The organism is Streptococcus cristatus ATCC 51100, from assembly GCF_011612585.1.
Classification (GTDB): Bacteria; Bacillota; Bacilli; order Lactobacillales; family Streptococcaceae; genus Streptococcus; species Streptococcus cristatus_H.
In genome coordinates, this window is sequence record NZ_CP050133.1 from 649453 (window position 1) to 665258 (window position 15806).

Genomic DNA, 15806 nt, shown 5'->3' on the forward strand with positions numbered 1-15806 from the left:
TACCCACTACAGAAATTATAGATTTTCTCATTATTGGAGAAAAATTCTTTTTCGATCCTTTTAGATTTCCATGCTTCATTGCTGGGGAAATGTGGTAAAATAAAAGATAGATTTTTACGAGAATGAGAGAAGAAATGTCTAAGAGGAAATTTGATAGCCATTCTATCACAGGCCGACTCTACCTTCTATTTGGAATTGTCGGAGCCTTATTTTTGGTGCTGATCGCTCGTCTGGGCTACATGCAGGTCGTCAATCAAGAATTTTATACAGATAAATTAGCTAAAGCAAGTAAAACAAAGATAAAATCGAGTTCGGTTCGTGGGCAGATCTATGAAGCTTCAGGCAAGCCCCTGGTGGAGAACACAACCAAGCAAGTGGTGACCTTTACGCGAGATAATAAACTGACAGCAGAAGAAATCCGTGAAACAGCACAAAAGTTACTGCAGTATGTGTCCGTGTCTGACCTAAAGGTGACCGAGCGCCAAGAAGTTGACTATTATCTGGCGGATAATAAAGTTTACCGAGAAGTGGTTGAAAAATTACCCAAGGAAGAAAAATTTGATACAGATGGCAATCGTTTACCTGAAGCCAAGATCTATAAGGCAGCAGCGGAGAGTATTGATCCAAGCCAGCTAGGCTATACAGATGAGGAAAAGAGGATTATCGCTCTATTTAGCCAGATGAATGCTGTTCCAAACTTTTCAACAGGGACGATTCAGACGGATGATTTGACGACGGAGCAGGTCGCTACGATTGCGTCCATCGGCAAAGAGCTTCCGGGTATTAGTATTTCAACCAGCTGGAACCGGAAAGTTTTGGAAACATCGTTGGCTTCAATTGTTGGTCAAATTTCAACCGAAAAAACAGGTCTGCCAGCTGAGGAAGCGGATGACTATGTCAAGAAGGGCTATTCTCTGAATGACCGAGTGGGAATTTCTTATCTGGAAAAAGAGTATGAGTCTGTTTTACAAGGAAAACGAGCAGAGAAAGAAATTCGGCTGGACAAAAATGGCAACATGGAGAGCGTTGAGACCATTTCTGAGGGAAGCAAAGGGAACAACCTGAAGCTAACCGTAGATCTGACCTTCCAGCAGGGTGTTGAGGATATTCTTAGAAATGCCTTTAATATGGAGCTAGCCAAGGGCAACGCCACCTATTCAGAAGGTGTCTATGCCGTGGCTATGGATCCCAATACGGGGTCAATCTTGGCCCTGGCTGGTGTCAAGCACGATCTGGAAACAGGCGATATCTCAGCGGATGCGCTGGGTACCATTACAAATGTTTTCGTTCCAGGTTCTGTCGTCAAGGCGGCTACCTTAACCGCTGGTTGGCAGTACGGAGCTATTTCTGGGAATCAATCCTTGGTCGATCAGCCGATTCTTTTCGCGGGTTCTGCTCCCATCAATTCTTGGTTTACGGCCTATGGTTCTCGCTCTATTACAGCGGTGGAGGCGCTGGAATATTCGTCTAATACCTATATGGTTCAGGTGGCCCTAAATATGCTTGGGACTCCGTATAGCCCAAATATGGCCTTAGGAACCAACAACGTCGATGCTTCAATGAAAAAACTCCGTTCGACTTTTGCAGAATATGGTCTAGGGACTGAGACAGGAATTGATTTACCGACAGAATCTACAGGCTATATTCCCAAAAACTTCACAGTCAGCAATTATATTACGGATGCTTTTGGTCAGTTTGATAACTACACACCACTTCAGTTGGCTCAATATGCGTCGACAGTAGCCAATAACGGTAAACGGGTAGCTCCGCATCTGGTTGAAGGTATTTACGCCAACAATGACCAAGGTGGACTGGGAGACTTGATTGAGAAGAAGGAAACAAAAGAATTAAATCAGGTCAATATTTCTGAGGAAAATATGGCTCTGATAAAACAAGGTTTCTATCAGGTGGTTAATGGATGGAGTGGCTTTACAACTGGACGGACGATTGCGCAGGGCGCTATGGTTTCTATCAGCGCCAAAACAGGTACTGCTGAAACCTTTGTCAACGGTGGTACATCTGCTATCAACACCAATGTTGTATCCTATGCACCAAGCGATAATCCTAAAATAGCTGTAGCCGTGGTATTTCCGCACAATACTGACCTTTCCTCAACGGTCAGCCACAGTATCACCCGTGATATTATCAACCTTTATAACCAACAGCACCCTATGAATTAGAAAGGAAAAGCAGTAGAATCGGATCAAGATTTTACTGCTCAACTATTATTATGCTTTATCCAACTCCTATCGCTAAATTGATTGATAGCTTTTCCAAACTGCCGGGGATCGGCATCAAGACAGCTACTCGTCTGGCCTTTTATACCATCGGGATGAGTGACGATGATGTCAATGAATTTGCCAAAAATCTACTAGCTGCCAAGCGTGAGCTGACTTACTGCTCTATCTGTGGCAATCTGACGGACGATGATCCTTGTGCTATCTGTACGGATCAAACGCGCGATCAGACTGTGATTCTGATCGTTGAGGATAGCCGCGATGTGTCTGCTATGGAAAATATCCAAGAATACCACGGCCTTTATCATGTTCTCCACGGCCTCATCTCCCCCATGAACGGTGTAGGACCAGATGACATCAACCTCAAGAGTCTCTTGACTCGCTTGATGGACAGCCAAGTGACGGAAGTGATTGTGGCTACTAATGCAACGGCTGACGGAGAAGCGACTTCTATGTATATTTCTCGAGTGCTCAAGCCTGCAGGCATCAAGGTGACTCGTCTGGCCCGCGGATTGGCTGTCGGCGCTGATATCGAATACGCAGACGAAGTGACCCTGCTCCGAGCGATTGAAAATCGGACAGAATTGTAAGATGAAAGAAAGATTTCCTGCTGAAAAACAGCTTTGGGAGTCTTTTTTCTATTCAAAAATGCGGGGAAATATGGTATACTGAAACAGTCTAAAAAGAAGATGGGGCAACCCAAAATGAACTTATAGCTAGAAATGTTAGGATAAGATAATGGTCAAACAAACCTTGATTTTACTATACGGTGGCCGCAGTGCTGAGCGAGAAGTTTCAGTCTTGTCGGCTGAGAGTGTCATGCGAGCTATCAACTATGACAAATTTTCTGTCAAGACTTATTTCATCACAAAAGCTGGCGATTTTATCAAGACGCAGGAATTCACAGAAAAGCCGTCTGCAGATGAAAAGCTCATGACTAATGCAACGGTTGATCTTTCACAGCAAGTCAAACCGAGTGATATTTATCAGGAAAATGCAGTTGTCTTTCCTGTTCTTCATGGTCCTATGGGCGAGGATGGCTCTATTCAAGGCTTTCTTGAAGTGCTGCGGCTTCCTTATGTGGGCTGCAATATCTTGTCTTCAAGTGTTGCCATGGACAAAATCACTACCAAACGTATTCTGGAATCTGCTGGAATCCCACAGGTTCCTTATGTAGCAGTGATTGAGGGTGAAAATCTGGAAGAAAAAATTGCCGAAATCGAAGAAAAATTGACTTATCCGATTTTTACCAAACCGTCTAACATGGGCTCTAGTGTCGGTATTTCTAAGTCTGATAATCAAGAGGAGCTGCGGGCGGCGTTGGATTTGGCCTTCAAGTACGACAGCCGTGTCTTGGTTGAGCAGGGAGTCAATGCGCGTGAGATTGAGGTTGGTCTCTTAGGAAATTATGACGTTAAGAGTACCTTGCCGGGCGAAGTGGTCAAAGATGTGGCTTTCTACGACTATGAAGCCAAGTATATTGACAATAAGATTACCATGGATATTCCTGCAAAAATCTCGGATGAGGTTATTTCAGTCATGCGTACGAATGCTGAGACAGCCTTTCGTGCCTTGGGCGGACAGGGATTGGCGCGCTGCGATTTCTTTTATACCGAAGAGGGGGACATCTTCCTCAATGAGCTCAATACCATGCCTGGCTTTACTCAATGGTCTATGTATCCCTTACTTTGGGAAAATATGGGACTGCCTTATTCTGAGTTGATTGAGAAATTGGTAAATCTAGCTGAAGAGGCCTTTGCTAAGAGAGAAGCGCATCTTTTATAATTATGATATAATAGAGGGACTGAGATGACAGACTGAGTGTTCAACATTTGGTCTGGGCTCACTCCCTTCTTTTTTGGGAAAAAGCGGAAAAATGAGTTGAAAACATGAAATTAAATTTATATGAAATAGCAGAAGTCTTGGCTGCCAAAAATGATGTCACTCAGTTTGAAAATGTGACTTTTCGAAATGCTGAATTTGACAGCCGTTTGATTGAGGCGGGGGATCTTTTTATCCCGCTTAAGGGCGCGCGTGACGGCCATGACTTTATCGCGACAGCTTTTGCTCAGGGAGCTGCAGCTACCTTGTCTGAGCGTCCAATAGCAGAAGGACCTTACGTCTTGGTCGATGATGTGCTGGCGGCCTTTCAAGGCTTGGCTCAATACTATCTGGAAAAGACAGGCGTAGATGTGCTAGCTGTGACGGGCTCCAATGGGAAGACCACAACCAAGGATATGCTGGCTCAGCTACTGGCTACTAGCTACAAAACCTATAAAACCCAGGGCAACTATAATAATGAAATCGGTCTGCCCTACACGGTGCTCCACATGCCAGACGACACAGAAAAGCTAGTTTTGGAAATGGGACAGGATCATTTGGGAGATATTCATCTTCTGTCTGAAATTGCCAAGCCAAAGACTGGCATTGTGACCTTGGTTGGTGAAGCTCACTTAGAATTTTTCGGAAGCCGTACGGAGATTGCTAAAGGCAAGATGCAAATTGCAGATGGCATGAGGAAAGGTGGTCTGCTCTTGGCTCCAGCTGACAAGATTGTCAATGACTTTCTGCCAGACCAGCAAAAAGTAGTCCGCTTTGGTCCCGATGCAGATATTTGTCTGACGCGTCTAGAAGAGCGCAAGGACAGCTTGACCTTTGAAGCGAATTTTATGGAGCTGGTGATTGACTTGCCCGTGACTGGCAAATACAATGCGACCAACGCTATGATCGCCTCTTACGTTGCCTTGCAGGAGGGTGTCAGTGAGTCGGCGATCCGTCAGGCTTTTGCCCAGCTGGAATTGACCCGCAATCGAACCGAGTGGAAGAAGGCGGCTAATGGGGCCGATATCCTGTCAGATGTCTACAACGCCAATCCAACAGCCATGCGTCTGATTCTTGAGACTTTTTCAACGATTCCAGCCAGTCAGGGCGGCCGCAAGGCTGCGGTATTAGCCGATATGAAAGAGCTGGGAGCTGACTCCAAGCTCATGCACGGAGCCATGATTACCAGTCTCAATCCAGAGATTATAACCGATCTTTTCCTCTATGGAGAGGATATGGAAGCCCTCTATGTCTATGCTCGGGAAATCTATCCACCAAATCGGGTGCATTATTTTGTCAAAAATGCTGACAAAGACCAGTTTGAAGATTTGACCAAGACCGTTAAGACTTGGTTGCAATCTGCCGACCAAATCTTGCTCAAGGGCAGTAATTCTATGAAGTTGGATAAACTAGTGGAGGCCTTGGAGCATGGGGACAAGTGATACAGCTTTAATTTTGCAACGACTGCTGGCTATAACGGATACAGGTTTGTCTTTTGCAGCAAGTGACTTTGATCGAGAACGCTATACGGATATCAGAGACAATCTGAATCAGCTGCTTAGCGAGACCAGTCATCTGGAACCGGATGAGCTGTCTGACTTGCTCCGTCCGACAGATTTTTATGCGACTCCTTTGGTCGATGTCCGAGCTTTTATCGTTCAGCAGGGCAAGATTTGTCTAGTACGAGGACAGCAAGAGGAGACATGGGCTCTGCCGGGTGGTTTCTGCGAAGTAGGCTTATCTCCCAAAGAAAATATAGTAAAAGAAATTCAGGAAGAAACGGGATTTCAAGCTAGCGTAGTGCGCTTGCTGGCTGTCTTTGATAGCAATAAATTTCAGCCACAAAGTAAGCAGTATGTCAAGCTTGTGTTTGAATGTCAGCTGAAAGAGGGAGATTTTCACCCCAATTTAGAAATTGCCGAGCTGAGTTTCTTTGCCCCACAGAATTTGCCTCTTTTATCCGAGAAAAGGATAACAAAAGAGCAGATGCAGCTTCTCTGGGATATTTATCAGAATCAGCAAGAACAATATATAGACTAGATTGAAGTTGATGCTGACTAGATGCTTATATCCAGTAGACCAGATAATCTAGCTCAATCTGTCCAGAGTTGTAATGGCCAGAAGCTATTACTCTAGGAAGTTGAAAACTTTTTGAAAAAAATTAAGGACTTTGCTAGGAAGAGCAAGCCCAGTGGCCTTAAAAATTATTTATTAGGATGAAAATTTAAAAGATGAATTTACTAGATTTTTTTACTAGTCACAAAACAGAACCGCCTGTGATGACGCCTTTTGCTTATATTCTGCTTTTGATGAGCCTAGTGTCCGTCATCTATGTTGCTAGTCGTTATTTTGAACAAAAGAAAGTGCAGACTTTTTTTAGAGTTGCCCAAATCGTGCAATTAGTCTCTTTGTATGGCTGGTACTTGGTTATTCAGGAGCCTTTGTCGGAGAGTCTCCCCTTGTATCATTGCCGAGTCGCTATGTTTGCTGTCTTGCTACTGCCAGATAAAGTAGCTTATAAGCAATATTTCGCCTTATTGGGAGTATTTGGACCGATTTGCGCCATTGTCTATCCGATTTTGGACCCCTATCCATTTCCGCATATCACGCTATTTTCATTTTTCATCGGTCATTTAGCCCTTTTAGGCAATTCGATTATTTACCTGATGAAGCATTATGATAGACTAAATCTGTCCTATCGCCGTATCGTAGAAATCACCTTTGGCTTAGATTTCCTCATCTTACTTGGAAATATTGCATTCGGGGGCAACTACGGTTTCTTAAAGGAGCCACCTCTGGTAGGAGATCATGGTATGCTTGGCAACTATATGATCGTGTCTGTGGTCTTAGCGACTGCCTTGCTTCTATTTTCTTACTTGTTCAAAGAAATGAAGGAAAGACAGGCAGAGCGATTGACCCAATAAAGATTGGAAGAGGAAATGATTTCTCTAGCAACTAGGAAAATTCTGCCTAGATTTTCAATCTGACTGCGAGTTTGAACATACAGATTTTAAAAGTAGAAAGGAAACTGGATGCATCATTTTTTGACTACCAACCAAACTGAACCACCCTTTGTTTCAGCATTGGCCTATTCTTTGATGATGGCATTGCTTTTGCTGTCTATCTACGCATCGATAAAATACCATAAGAATCCTAGCTTTATCAAAAGCATGAAAATTCTTCAATTGTGCCAACTGGCAGTTCTTTATAGCTGGTATGTGGGTTTTCAGCTTCCTCTTGCAAATAGTCTGCCTTTGTACCATTGCCGTTTGGCCATGTTTGCGGTGGTCTTTCTGCCAGATAAATGGCCCAGCAAGCAGTATTTCGCTCTTTTAGGAGCCAGCGGGGCAGTCTTCGCCCTCGGCTATCCAGTCTTTGATCCTTATGATTTCCCGCATATTACCAGCTTCTCTTTCCTGATTGGTCACTATGCCCTCTTGGTTAATTCCCTGATTTATCTGATGAATCACTACGACAAGACCCAGCTCAAGAAATATACGATTGTCCTCTATACTTTTGTGCTTGATGCCTTTCTTGTCGGTGTTAATCAAGTGACGGGTGGGAATTACGGTCTGCTAAAAAGCCCGCCTTTTATCAGCCAGCACAATCTTTTAGTAAAATATCTAGCTGTGTCGATTATTTTGTCCGCTACCTTGCTTCTTTTTGATGAAATATTTAAGAAACGGTGGAAAAAGCAGCTAGAAATTGTTTAAAATGAAATTTTGTAGCTCCTGTCAAGTTTAGTTGGCAGGACTTTTCTTAAATCTGATTTTAATCTCACTCTTTGCAATTTTCCTCTTTAGCAGTGTCATTGTCAAATTTTAAGACAAATTTGACAAAAATAAAGAATAGAATCGCTGGAAAGAGCGATTTTTATGTTCTTCAGATAATTGAAAAAAAGCGCTAAATCCGCTATAATAGGTAGGTTGAAAGGATTAGAATATTCCAATGTAAAATATAAAAATACTGACATTCACCATTATCCTAAAATGAAAGAAAGAGAAGAAAATGACTTTACAAGAAGAAATTAAGAAACGACGTACCTTTGCCATTATTTCCCACCCAGACGCGGGGAAAACGACCATCACTGAGCAGTTGCTCTACTTTGGGGGCGAAATTCGTGAGGCTGGTACTGTAAAAGGTAAGAAGACAGGGACTTTTGCCAAGTCTGACTGGATGGATATCGAGAAACAACGTGGGATTTCGGTAACCTCATCTGTTATGCAGTTTGACTACGACGGCAAACGCGTCAATATCCTAGACACACCAGGGCACGAGGACTTCTCTGAAGATACCTATCGGACCTTGATGGCGGTGGATGCTGCGGTCATGGTCGTGGACTCTGCCAAGGGTATTGAGGCCCAAACCAAGAAATTGTTTGAGGTTGTCAAACACCGTGGAATTCCCGTCTTTACCTTTATGAACAAGCTGGACCGTGATGGACGTGAGCCACTAGACCTCTTGCAAGAATTGGAAGAAGTCTTGGGCATCGCCAGCTACCCTATGAACTGGCCAATCGGGATGGGGAAAGCCTTTGAGGGTCTCTATGACCTCTATAACCAACGTTTGGAGCTCTATAAAGGGGATGAGCGTTTTGCTAGTTTAGAAGACGGAGACAAACTTTTTGCGAGCAATCCTTTCTATGAGCAAGTCAAGGATGATATCGAACTCTTAAATGAAGCAGGAAACGAGTTTTCAGAGGAAGCTATTTTAGCTGGTGAGTTAACCCCAGTCTTCTTCGGTTCAGCCCTGACTAACTTTGGGGTGCAGACCTTCCTTGAGACCTTCCTCAAGTTTGCTCCAGAACCTCATGGACACAAGAAAACAGACGGAGAAATTGTGGATCCTTATGACAAGGATTTCTCAGGATTCGTCTTTAAAATCCAAGCCAACATGGACCCTCGTCACCGTGACCGTATTGCCTTTGTCCGTATCGTATCGGGGGAATTTGAGCGCGGTATGAGTGTCAATCTGCCTCGTACTGGGAAGACTGCTAAACTGTCGAATGTTACTCAGTTTATGGCGGAAAGTCGTGAGAATGTAACCAATGCCGTAGCAGGAGATATTATCGGAGTTTACGATACCGGTACTTATCAAGTTGGGGACACCTTGACGGTTGGAAAAAATAAGTTTGAATTTGAACCACTGCCCACCTTTACACCTGAGATTTTCATGAAAGTTTCTGCTAAGAACGTCATGAAGCAAAAATCCTTCCACAAGGGGATTGAGCAGTTGGTTCAAGAGGGAGCCATTCAGCTTTATAAGAATTACCAAACAGGCGAGTACATGCTGGGCGCCGTCGGCCAACTCCAGTTTGAAGTCTTTAAACACCGCATGGAAGGCGAGTACAATGCAGAAGTGGTTATGAGCCCAATGGGTAAAAAGACGGTTCGTTGGATCAAGCCGGAAGACCTAGACGAGCGCATGTCTTCAAGCCGCAATATCTTGGCCAAAGACCGCTTTGACCAACCAGTCTTCCTCTTTGAAAATGACTTTGCCCTCCGCTGGTTTGCGGACAAGTATCCAGATGTAGAGTTAGAAGAGAAGATGTAAATCGTTACAAATGACTAGCAACATAAAGTTGCTGTCATTTGACGGTAACCGCTATGGCGGTTTACCTAAACGCTTCACTAGGAAAGTAAGCGTAGTGCCTAACTGCCTCACTAACTCATCGGTGAACAAAAATCGTTTCCGCCTCTTCGTGTCGTAGCTAGTGATTTGATTTAGCTAACTTCCTTACAGCTATATTTAAAAGATGATTAGACTTGATGGCTTTCTTGTCAGGACATGGGAGCTTTGGCTATGAGGATAAGTGTGGACGTTAGGCGTGAGCTATTAGACAATCATTCTAGATCCCAGAAAGGAGTTCTATGTTTCTGGAAAGAAAACTAAAAGACCAATCTGTCTGGATCAACATTGACTCAGATGATGTTAAAAAGAATGGGCAGATTTATCAGGATTATAATATCGACCTTGAAACCATCGAATATGCGCTGGATAAAAACGAGCGAGCTCACATGGACTACAATCGCGAGAATGGGACGGTTCTTTTCATCTATAATGTGCTAAATTTAGCGACAGAGAAGGACTACTATGAGACTATTCCGATGACTTTCGTGGTGCAGCAGGATCGTCTTATCACCATCAGCAATCAAGACAATGCCTATGTGGTTGATATCATGAAGGCTTACACGGAGCATCATGAGCCTGTGTCAGTCTATAAGTTTCTTTTTGCCAGTCTAGAGTTGATCTCCAATTCCTACTATCCGGTCATAGAGCAGATGGACAAGCGAAAGGATGAGCTTAACAGACTTTTGCGTCAAAAGACCACCAAAAAGCAGCTGTTTGCTCTATCGGACTTAGAAACCTCCATGGTCTATCTAGTAGCAGCATCCAAGCAAAATAGTATACTGCTGGAGCATATCAAGAGCCATGCTGTTTATCGTGGCTTTGATGAACTAGAAACCGAGCAGTTTGAAGATGCCATGATTGAGGCACGTCAGCTGGTGTCAATGACGGATTTAATTGCTCAGGTTCTTAGCCAGCTTTCGGGCTCCTACAATAACATCCTGAACAACAATCTGAATGATAATTTGACTGTCTTGACCATTATTTCAGTTCTTCTGGCAGTTTTAGCAGTCATCACTGGCTTCTTTGGTATGAATGTCCCACTGCCTTGGGCAACGGACAAGAATGCCTGGCTCTACATTGTCACCATCAGTATTGTTCTTTGGGTTCTTCTGACCAAGCTTCTCAACTGGGTGGTCAATAAAGAGCGATGAATAAAATACATTAAACGAATGAGGCTTTCGAGCCTCATTTTTTTGTGGTGTTAGCTGGAGTGAGTTTTATATTCTATTTATGAAAAATAGAGAGAAAATTTCTTGTATACTAGGACAAAAAGTTGAAAACCTGCTTTCAAAGTAGTATAATAATCTTAGTATCATAACAGGAGGTTTCATATGCTGCATGTAGAAAAACTAGAAAAAAGTTTTGGGCAAAAGCAAGTGTTGTTCGGTATTGATTTTGAAGCCCAGCCGGGGCATATCCTTGGTTTGATTGGGAAAAACGGTGCTGGGAAAACAACGATTTTTCACAGTATTTTGCGCTTCCTAGACTATAGTGGAGAGATTCGTTTCGAAGGGCAGGCTATTGAGCAGGAGACCTATAGCAGGATTGGCTATCTGCCAGAGGAAAGAAGCTTGATGCCCAAGCTGACGGTCTTTGAGCAAGTGCGCTATCTGGCAAATCTAAAAGGAGTGCCGACCGCTGTTGTTAAAGAAAAACTGCCCCAGTGGATGAAAAAACTCCAGGTCAAGGGGAAATTAACCGACAAAATCAAGAGTTTGTCTAAGGGGAACCAGCAAAAGGTTCAGCTGATTATCACGCTTTTGCATGAGCCAGACTTGATCATCTTAGATGAGCCTTTCAGCGGTCTGGATCCTGTCAATACTGAAATTCTAAAGGAAGTCATTATTGAGGAGAAAAAGCGCGGAGCGACGATTATCTTCTCGGATCATGTCATGACAAATGTGGAAGAGCTGTGCGATGATGTCCTGATGATTCGTGACGGGCAAGTGGTCCTCAATGGGGATGTACAGGCAGTCCGCAACCAATATGGCAAGACTCGTCTTTTCGTTTCAAGTGACCTGTCCCAGGCTGAATTAGAAGCCCTGCCCCATGTTGTCAAGGCGACACAGACCAAGCAAGGAATCTGGAAATTGATTTTGGACGACGAAACAGCTGGTCCTGAATTGTTTAGTCGCTTGACTAAGGGAAACTATGTAGCAACTTTCGACCAGCAGGCACCGACAATTGATGAAATTTTTAAATTAGAATCAGGGGTGGAAGTATGAAACAAATGTTAATCGTCATCAAAGAAACCTACCTGCGTCATGTCAAGTCTTGGAGTTTTGTCTTTATGGTCTTGTCTCCTTTTCTCTTTCTTGGGCTAAGCTTGGGGATTGGCTATCTGCAGGGAAGCTCCATAGCCTCTTCTCAAAAGGTAGCAGTGCTGACCCAGCTTGATTCTGTCAGAGAAGTTTTAAGAGCTGAAGATCAGCTGACCTTTGATTACAAAGATGAAGCCGCAGCCAAGCAGGCTGTAAAAGATAAGAAAATCGCGGGCTATCTGACGATTGAGGAAAGAGATGGACAGCTTTCTGCCACCTACTATGCAGAAACCAGTATGAATACTGCAACGAAAATGGCTCTTTCTAATTCCCTTATCCAGGTTCAGCAGGCTTTAAACTTGGCTCAGGCCAATTTATCAGATGAGCAGAGTCAGATTCTTGCGCGGACAGTCCAGTTTGAAGAAAAAATTGATGAAAATAAAGAAAGCAAGAAGATGGTTCAGACCTTTGCTGCAATGGGGCTGGGCTTACTGCTCTATATGATTCTGATTACTTATGCCAGCGTTACTGCCCAAGATGTGGCCAGTGAAAAGGGTACAAAAATCATGGAAGTTATCTTCTCTAGTATTAAGGCAACCGATTATTTCTATGCTCGTATGATTGGGATTTTTGCGGTGATTCTTAGCCATCTAGGCATTTATGTGCTTGGTGGGTTGGCAGCCCTTCTCTTTGCGAACAGGATTCCACTTGTATCTCAAGTCTTGAAGAGCAATCCGGCTATTCAGCAGTATATCGGAGAAGCTGTTTCCTTGAATACTCTAGCTTTTGTAGCAGTTAGTATCTTTATGTATGTCGTCTTGTCGGCCTTTCTTGGTTCCATGGTGGCACGAGCAGAAGATACAGGAAAAGTCCTTTCGCCAGTTATCATGCTGATTTTAGTCGGCTTCATGGGAGTTTCAGCTTTGGGGGCAGCAGGAGATAATGTGATTTTGAAGGTTGGTTCTTATCTTCCTTTCATCTCAACCTTTTTCATGCCTTTCCGAGCTATCAATGGTTATGCGACCAGCTTGGAAGCTTGGATTTCTCTAGGAATTACAGTTGCTTTTGCGGTTATGATGACAGTTTTCATCGCGCGAATCTACTCCAGCCTTGTCCTGCAGACGGATGATTTGGGAGCTTGGAAGACCTTCAAACGTGCTTTAAAATATAAATAAATCACAACTTCACTGGAGTCATCTGGTGAAGTTCTCTTTTTGTATTTTAATTTAATATTTTGAATAATAGGGCTAGGTAAAAAGTGGAATTTATGGTAAAATAGTACAGACAAAACAAGGAGTAGAAAAATGGTAGAACCTAAATATAAGCGTATTTTGATTAAACTATCTGGAGAAGCTTTGGCTGGCGAAAAAGGTGTGGGTATCAATATCGCCACTGTTCAAAAGATGGCTGAAGAAATCAAGGAAGTCCATGAACTGGGCATTCAAATTGCCTTGGTTATCGGTGGCGGTAATCTTTGGCGAGGCGAGCCGGCAGCAGAAGCAGGCATGGATCGTGTTCAAGCGGACTATACTGGCATGTTGGGAACAGTTATGAATGCACTTGTAATGGCAGATTCTCTGCAGCAAGTGGGCGTTGACACTCGCGTTCAAACAGCAATTGCCATGCAGCAGGTAGCTGAGCCTTATATTCGTGGACGTGCTCTTCGTCACCTAGAAAAAGGTCGGATTGTTATTTTCGGTGCTGGTATTGGTTCACCATATTTCTCAACAGATACGACAGCTGCTCTGCGGGCTGCGGAAATTGAGGCAGACGCTATTCTCATGGCTAAAAATGGTGTAGATGGAGTCTACAATGCCGATCCAAACAAGGATAAAACAGCTGTGAAGTTTGATGAATTGACCCACCGTGACGTTATTAACAAAGGCTTGCGTATCATGGATTCGACTGCTTCTACCCTTTCTATGGACAATGACATTGACCTAGTCGTCTTTAACATGAATGAACCTGGCAATATCAAACGAGTGGTCTTTGGCGAGCAAATCGGGACAACTGTCTCAAATAATTTATAAAAATCAGGGAGAAAAGAAAATGGCAAATGCAATTGTAGAAAAAGCAAAAGAAAGAATGACCCACTCGCACCAAAGCTTGGCGCGTGAATTTGGTAGCATCCGTGCAGGCCGCGCTAATGCTAGCCTTTTGGATCGTATCCATGTGGAATACTATGGAGTAGAGACACCGCTTAACCAACTCTCTTCTATCACAATTCCAGAAGCGCGTGTTCTTTTGGTGACACCTTTTGACAAGTCTTCTATCAAGGATATCGAGCGTGCGATCAATGCCTCTGACTTAGGTATCACACCATCTAGCGACGGATCTGTCATTCGTTTGGTTATTCCAGCTCTGACGGAGGAAACTCGTCGTGAATTGGCTAAAGAAGTGAAAAAAGTCGGTGAAAATGCTAAGATTGCGATTCGTAACATCCGCCGCGACGCTATGGACGAAGCAAAGAAACAGGAAAAGGCTAAAGAAATCACTGAAGATGAATTGAAAGTTCTTGAAAAGGATATCCAAAAAGTCACTGATGATGCAGTGAAGCATATCGATGACATGACAGCGACTAAAGAAAAAGAACTTCTAGAAGTTTAATATTTTAGCAGAATCAAAACTCAGTTGGCCTAGGCTGGCTGAGTTGTTTTAACATAAAAATCCTTGCGATTAGAAGAGGCAAGGTAGAAGTAGGACTATATGAACACAAATCTTGCTAGCTTCATCGTGGGGATTATCACAGATGAAAACGATCGTTTTTACTTTGTCCAGAAGGATGGACAAACCTATGCCCTTTCTAAGGAAGAAGGGCAACATGAGCTCGGTCAATCTGTCAAGGGTTTTGCCTATAGCGATATGAAGCAGAAGCTTCGCCTGACGACTCTTGAAGTCACAGCTACCCAAGAGCAGTTTGGCTGGGGAACAGTGACGGAGGTTCGCAAGGATCTCGGCGTCTTTGTCGATACCGGTTTGCCAGATAAGCAAATCGTCGTGTCACTAGACATCTTGCCAGAAATCAAGGAACTTTGGCCTAAGAAGGGCGACCGCCTCTATATTCGTCTGGATGTGGACAAGAAAGACCGCATCTGGGGTCAACTGGCTTATCAGGAGGATTTCCAGCGTCTGGCTCGTCCTGCCTACAATAACATGCAGAACCAAAACTGGCCAGCCATCGTTTATCGCCTCAAGCTTTCTGGTACCTTTGTCTACCTGCCAGAGAATAATATGCTGGGCTTCATCCATCCGAGCGAGCGCTATGCAGAGCCACGTCTGGGGCAGGTCTTGGACGCACGAGTGATTGGCTTCCGTGAAGTAGACCGCACCCTTAACCTCTCCCTCAAGCCTCGCTCCTTTGAAATGCTGGAAAATGATGCTCAGATGATTCTGACTTATCTGGAGAGCAACGGCGGCTTCATGACTTTGAACGACAAGTCTTCACCAGACGACATCAAGGCTACTTTTGGCATTTCCAAAGGCCAGTTTAAAAAAGCCCTGGGCGGTCTCATGAAAGCCGGTAAAATCAAGCAAGATCCGACTGGGACGGAGCTGGTTTAAATGAGAAAATCTTTTTACAGCTGGCTAATGACAGAGCGCAATCCTAAAAGTAATAAGCCCAAAGCTATTTTGGCGGATTTGGCTTTTCAGGACACGGCCTTTCCCAAGCATACGGATGATTTTGATGAGGTCAGTCGTTTTCTGGAGGAGCACGCAAATTTTTCCTTTAACTTGGGCGAGTTTGATGCGATTTGGGAAGAATATCAGGCCCATTAAGTGGATAGTGGCTAGGGATAGTCATTTTCTGCTTGCTTTGATATAATAAAGATAATTCATTCAAAAAAATAAAGTAGAG

General features: G+C 43.7%; 15 protein-coding genes. All 15 read left to right on the plus strand.

Annotated features, from left to right (window positions below; translation table 11 throughout):
• The first annotated feature begins 122 nt into the window (after positions 1 to 122).
• Positions 123 to 2180 (plus strand): penicillin-binding protein PBP2B, encoded by a 2058-nt coding sequence (gene pbp2b / locus HBA50_RS03245; protein ID WP_005589560.1) that lies wholly within the window; start codon positions 123 to 125, stop codon positions 2178 to 2180.
• 50 nt (positions 2181 to 2230) lie between these two features.
• On the plus strand, positions 2231 to 2827 hold the full coding sequence (gene recR / locus HBA50_RS03250; protein ID WP_045496451.1) for a recombination mediator RecR: 597 nt from the start codon (positions 2231 to 2233) through the stop codon (positions 2825 to 2827).
• A gap of 148 nt (positions 2828 to 2975) precedes the next feature.
• Positions 2976 to 4022 carry a D-alanine--D-alanine ligase gene (locus HBA50_RS03255; RefSeq protein WP_045496454.1) on the plus strand — a complete coding sequence of 349 codons (1047 nt, stop codon included), beginning with the start codon at positions 2976 to 2978 and terminating at the stop codon, positions 4020 to 4022.
• Positions 4023 to 4126: 104 nt separating this feature from the next.
• Positions 4127 to 5500, plus strand: a complete 1374-nt coding sequence (locus HBA50_RS03260) for a UDP-N-acetylmuramoyl-tripeptide--D-alanyl-D-alanine ligase (protein WP_045496457.1) — start codon at positions 4127 to 4129, stop codon at positions 5498 to 5500.
• The gene (locus HBA50_RS03265) at positions 5487 to 6098 is read left to right on the plus strand and encodes an NUDIX hydrolase N-terminal domain-containing protein (RefSeq protein WP_045496460.1); all 612 of its coding nucleotides are present in this window, start codon (positions 5487 to 5489) and stop codon (positions 6096 to 6098) included. Before HBA50_RS03260 ends, HBA50_RS03265 begins: the two co-directional genes overlap by 14 nt.
• Positions 6099 to 6289: 191 nt before the next feature.
• Positions 6290 to 6982: a YwaF family protein gene (locus HBA50_RS03270; RefSeq protein WP_045496463.1), complete on the plus strand. Its 693-nt coding sequence runs from the start codon at positions 6290 to 6292 to the stop codon at positions 6980 to 6982.
• A 108-nt stretch (positions 6983 to 7090) separates the two neighbouring features.
• A complete protein-coding gene (locus tag HBA50_RS03275; protein ID WP_045496465.1) occupies positions 7091 to 7771 on the plus strand; it encodes a YwaF family protein in 681 nt (226 codons plus the stop codon).
• Between the two features lie 295 nt (positions 7772 to 8066).
• Complete coding sequence (locus HBA50_RS03280; RefSeq protein WP_045496468.1) at positions 8067 to 9611, plus strand: peptide chain release factor 3; 1545 nt, start codon at positions 8067 to 8069, stop codon at positions 9609 to 9611.
• Positions 9612 to 9928: 317 nt separating this feature from the next.
• Positions 9929 to 10840, plus strand: coding sequence for a magnesium transporter CorA family protein (locus HBA50_RS03285; protein WP_045496471.1), 912 nt, complete (start codon positions 9929 to 9931; stop codon positions 10838 to 10840).
• A 180-nt stretch (positions 10841 to 11020) separates the two neighbouring features.
• On the plus strand, positions 11021 to 11914 hold the full coding sequence (locus tag HBA50_RS03290; RefSeq protein ID WP_045496474.1) for an ABC transporter ATP-binding protein: 894 nt from the start codon (positions 11021 to 11023) through the stop codon (positions 11912 to 11914).
• Positions 11911 to 13125 carry an ABC transporter permease gene (locus tag HBA50_RS03295; protein WP_045496477.1) on the plus strand — a complete coding sequence of 405 codons (1215 nt, stop codon included), beginning with the start codon at positions 11911 to 11913 and terminating at the stop codon, positions 13123 to 13125. Before HBA50_RS03290 ends, HBA50_RS03295 begins: the two co-directional genes overlap by 4 nt.
• A 129-nt stretch (positions 13126 to 13254) precedes the next feature.
• Positions 13255 to 13980 (plus strand): UMP kinase, encoded by a 726-nt coding sequence (gene pyrH, locus HBA50_RS03300; protein ID WP_005589574.1) that lies wholly within the window; start codon positions 13255 to 13257, stop codon positions 13978 to 13980.
• A 19-nt stretch (positions 13981 to 13999) separates the two neighbouring features.
• Positions 14000 to 14557, plus strand: a complete 558-nt coding sequence (gene frr, locus HBA50_RS03305) for a ribosome recycling factor (protein ID WP_005589576.1) — start codon at positions 14000 to 14002, stop codon at positions 14555 to 14557.
• A 99-nt stretch (positions 14558 to 14656) separates the two neighbouring features.
• Positions 14657 to 15511, plus strand: coding sequence for an RNA-binding virulence regulatory protein CvfB (cvfB, locus tag HBA50_RS03310; protein ID WP_005589579.1), 855 nt, complete (start codon positions 14657 to 14659; stop codon positions 15509 to 15511).
• Positions 15512 to 15727, plus strand: coding sequence for a YozE family protein (locus HBA50_RS03315; RefSeq protein ID WP_005589581.1), 216 nt, complete (start codon positions 15512 to 15514; stop codon positions 15725 to 15727).
• The last annotated feature ends 79 nt before the right edge of the window (positions 15728 to 15806 follow it).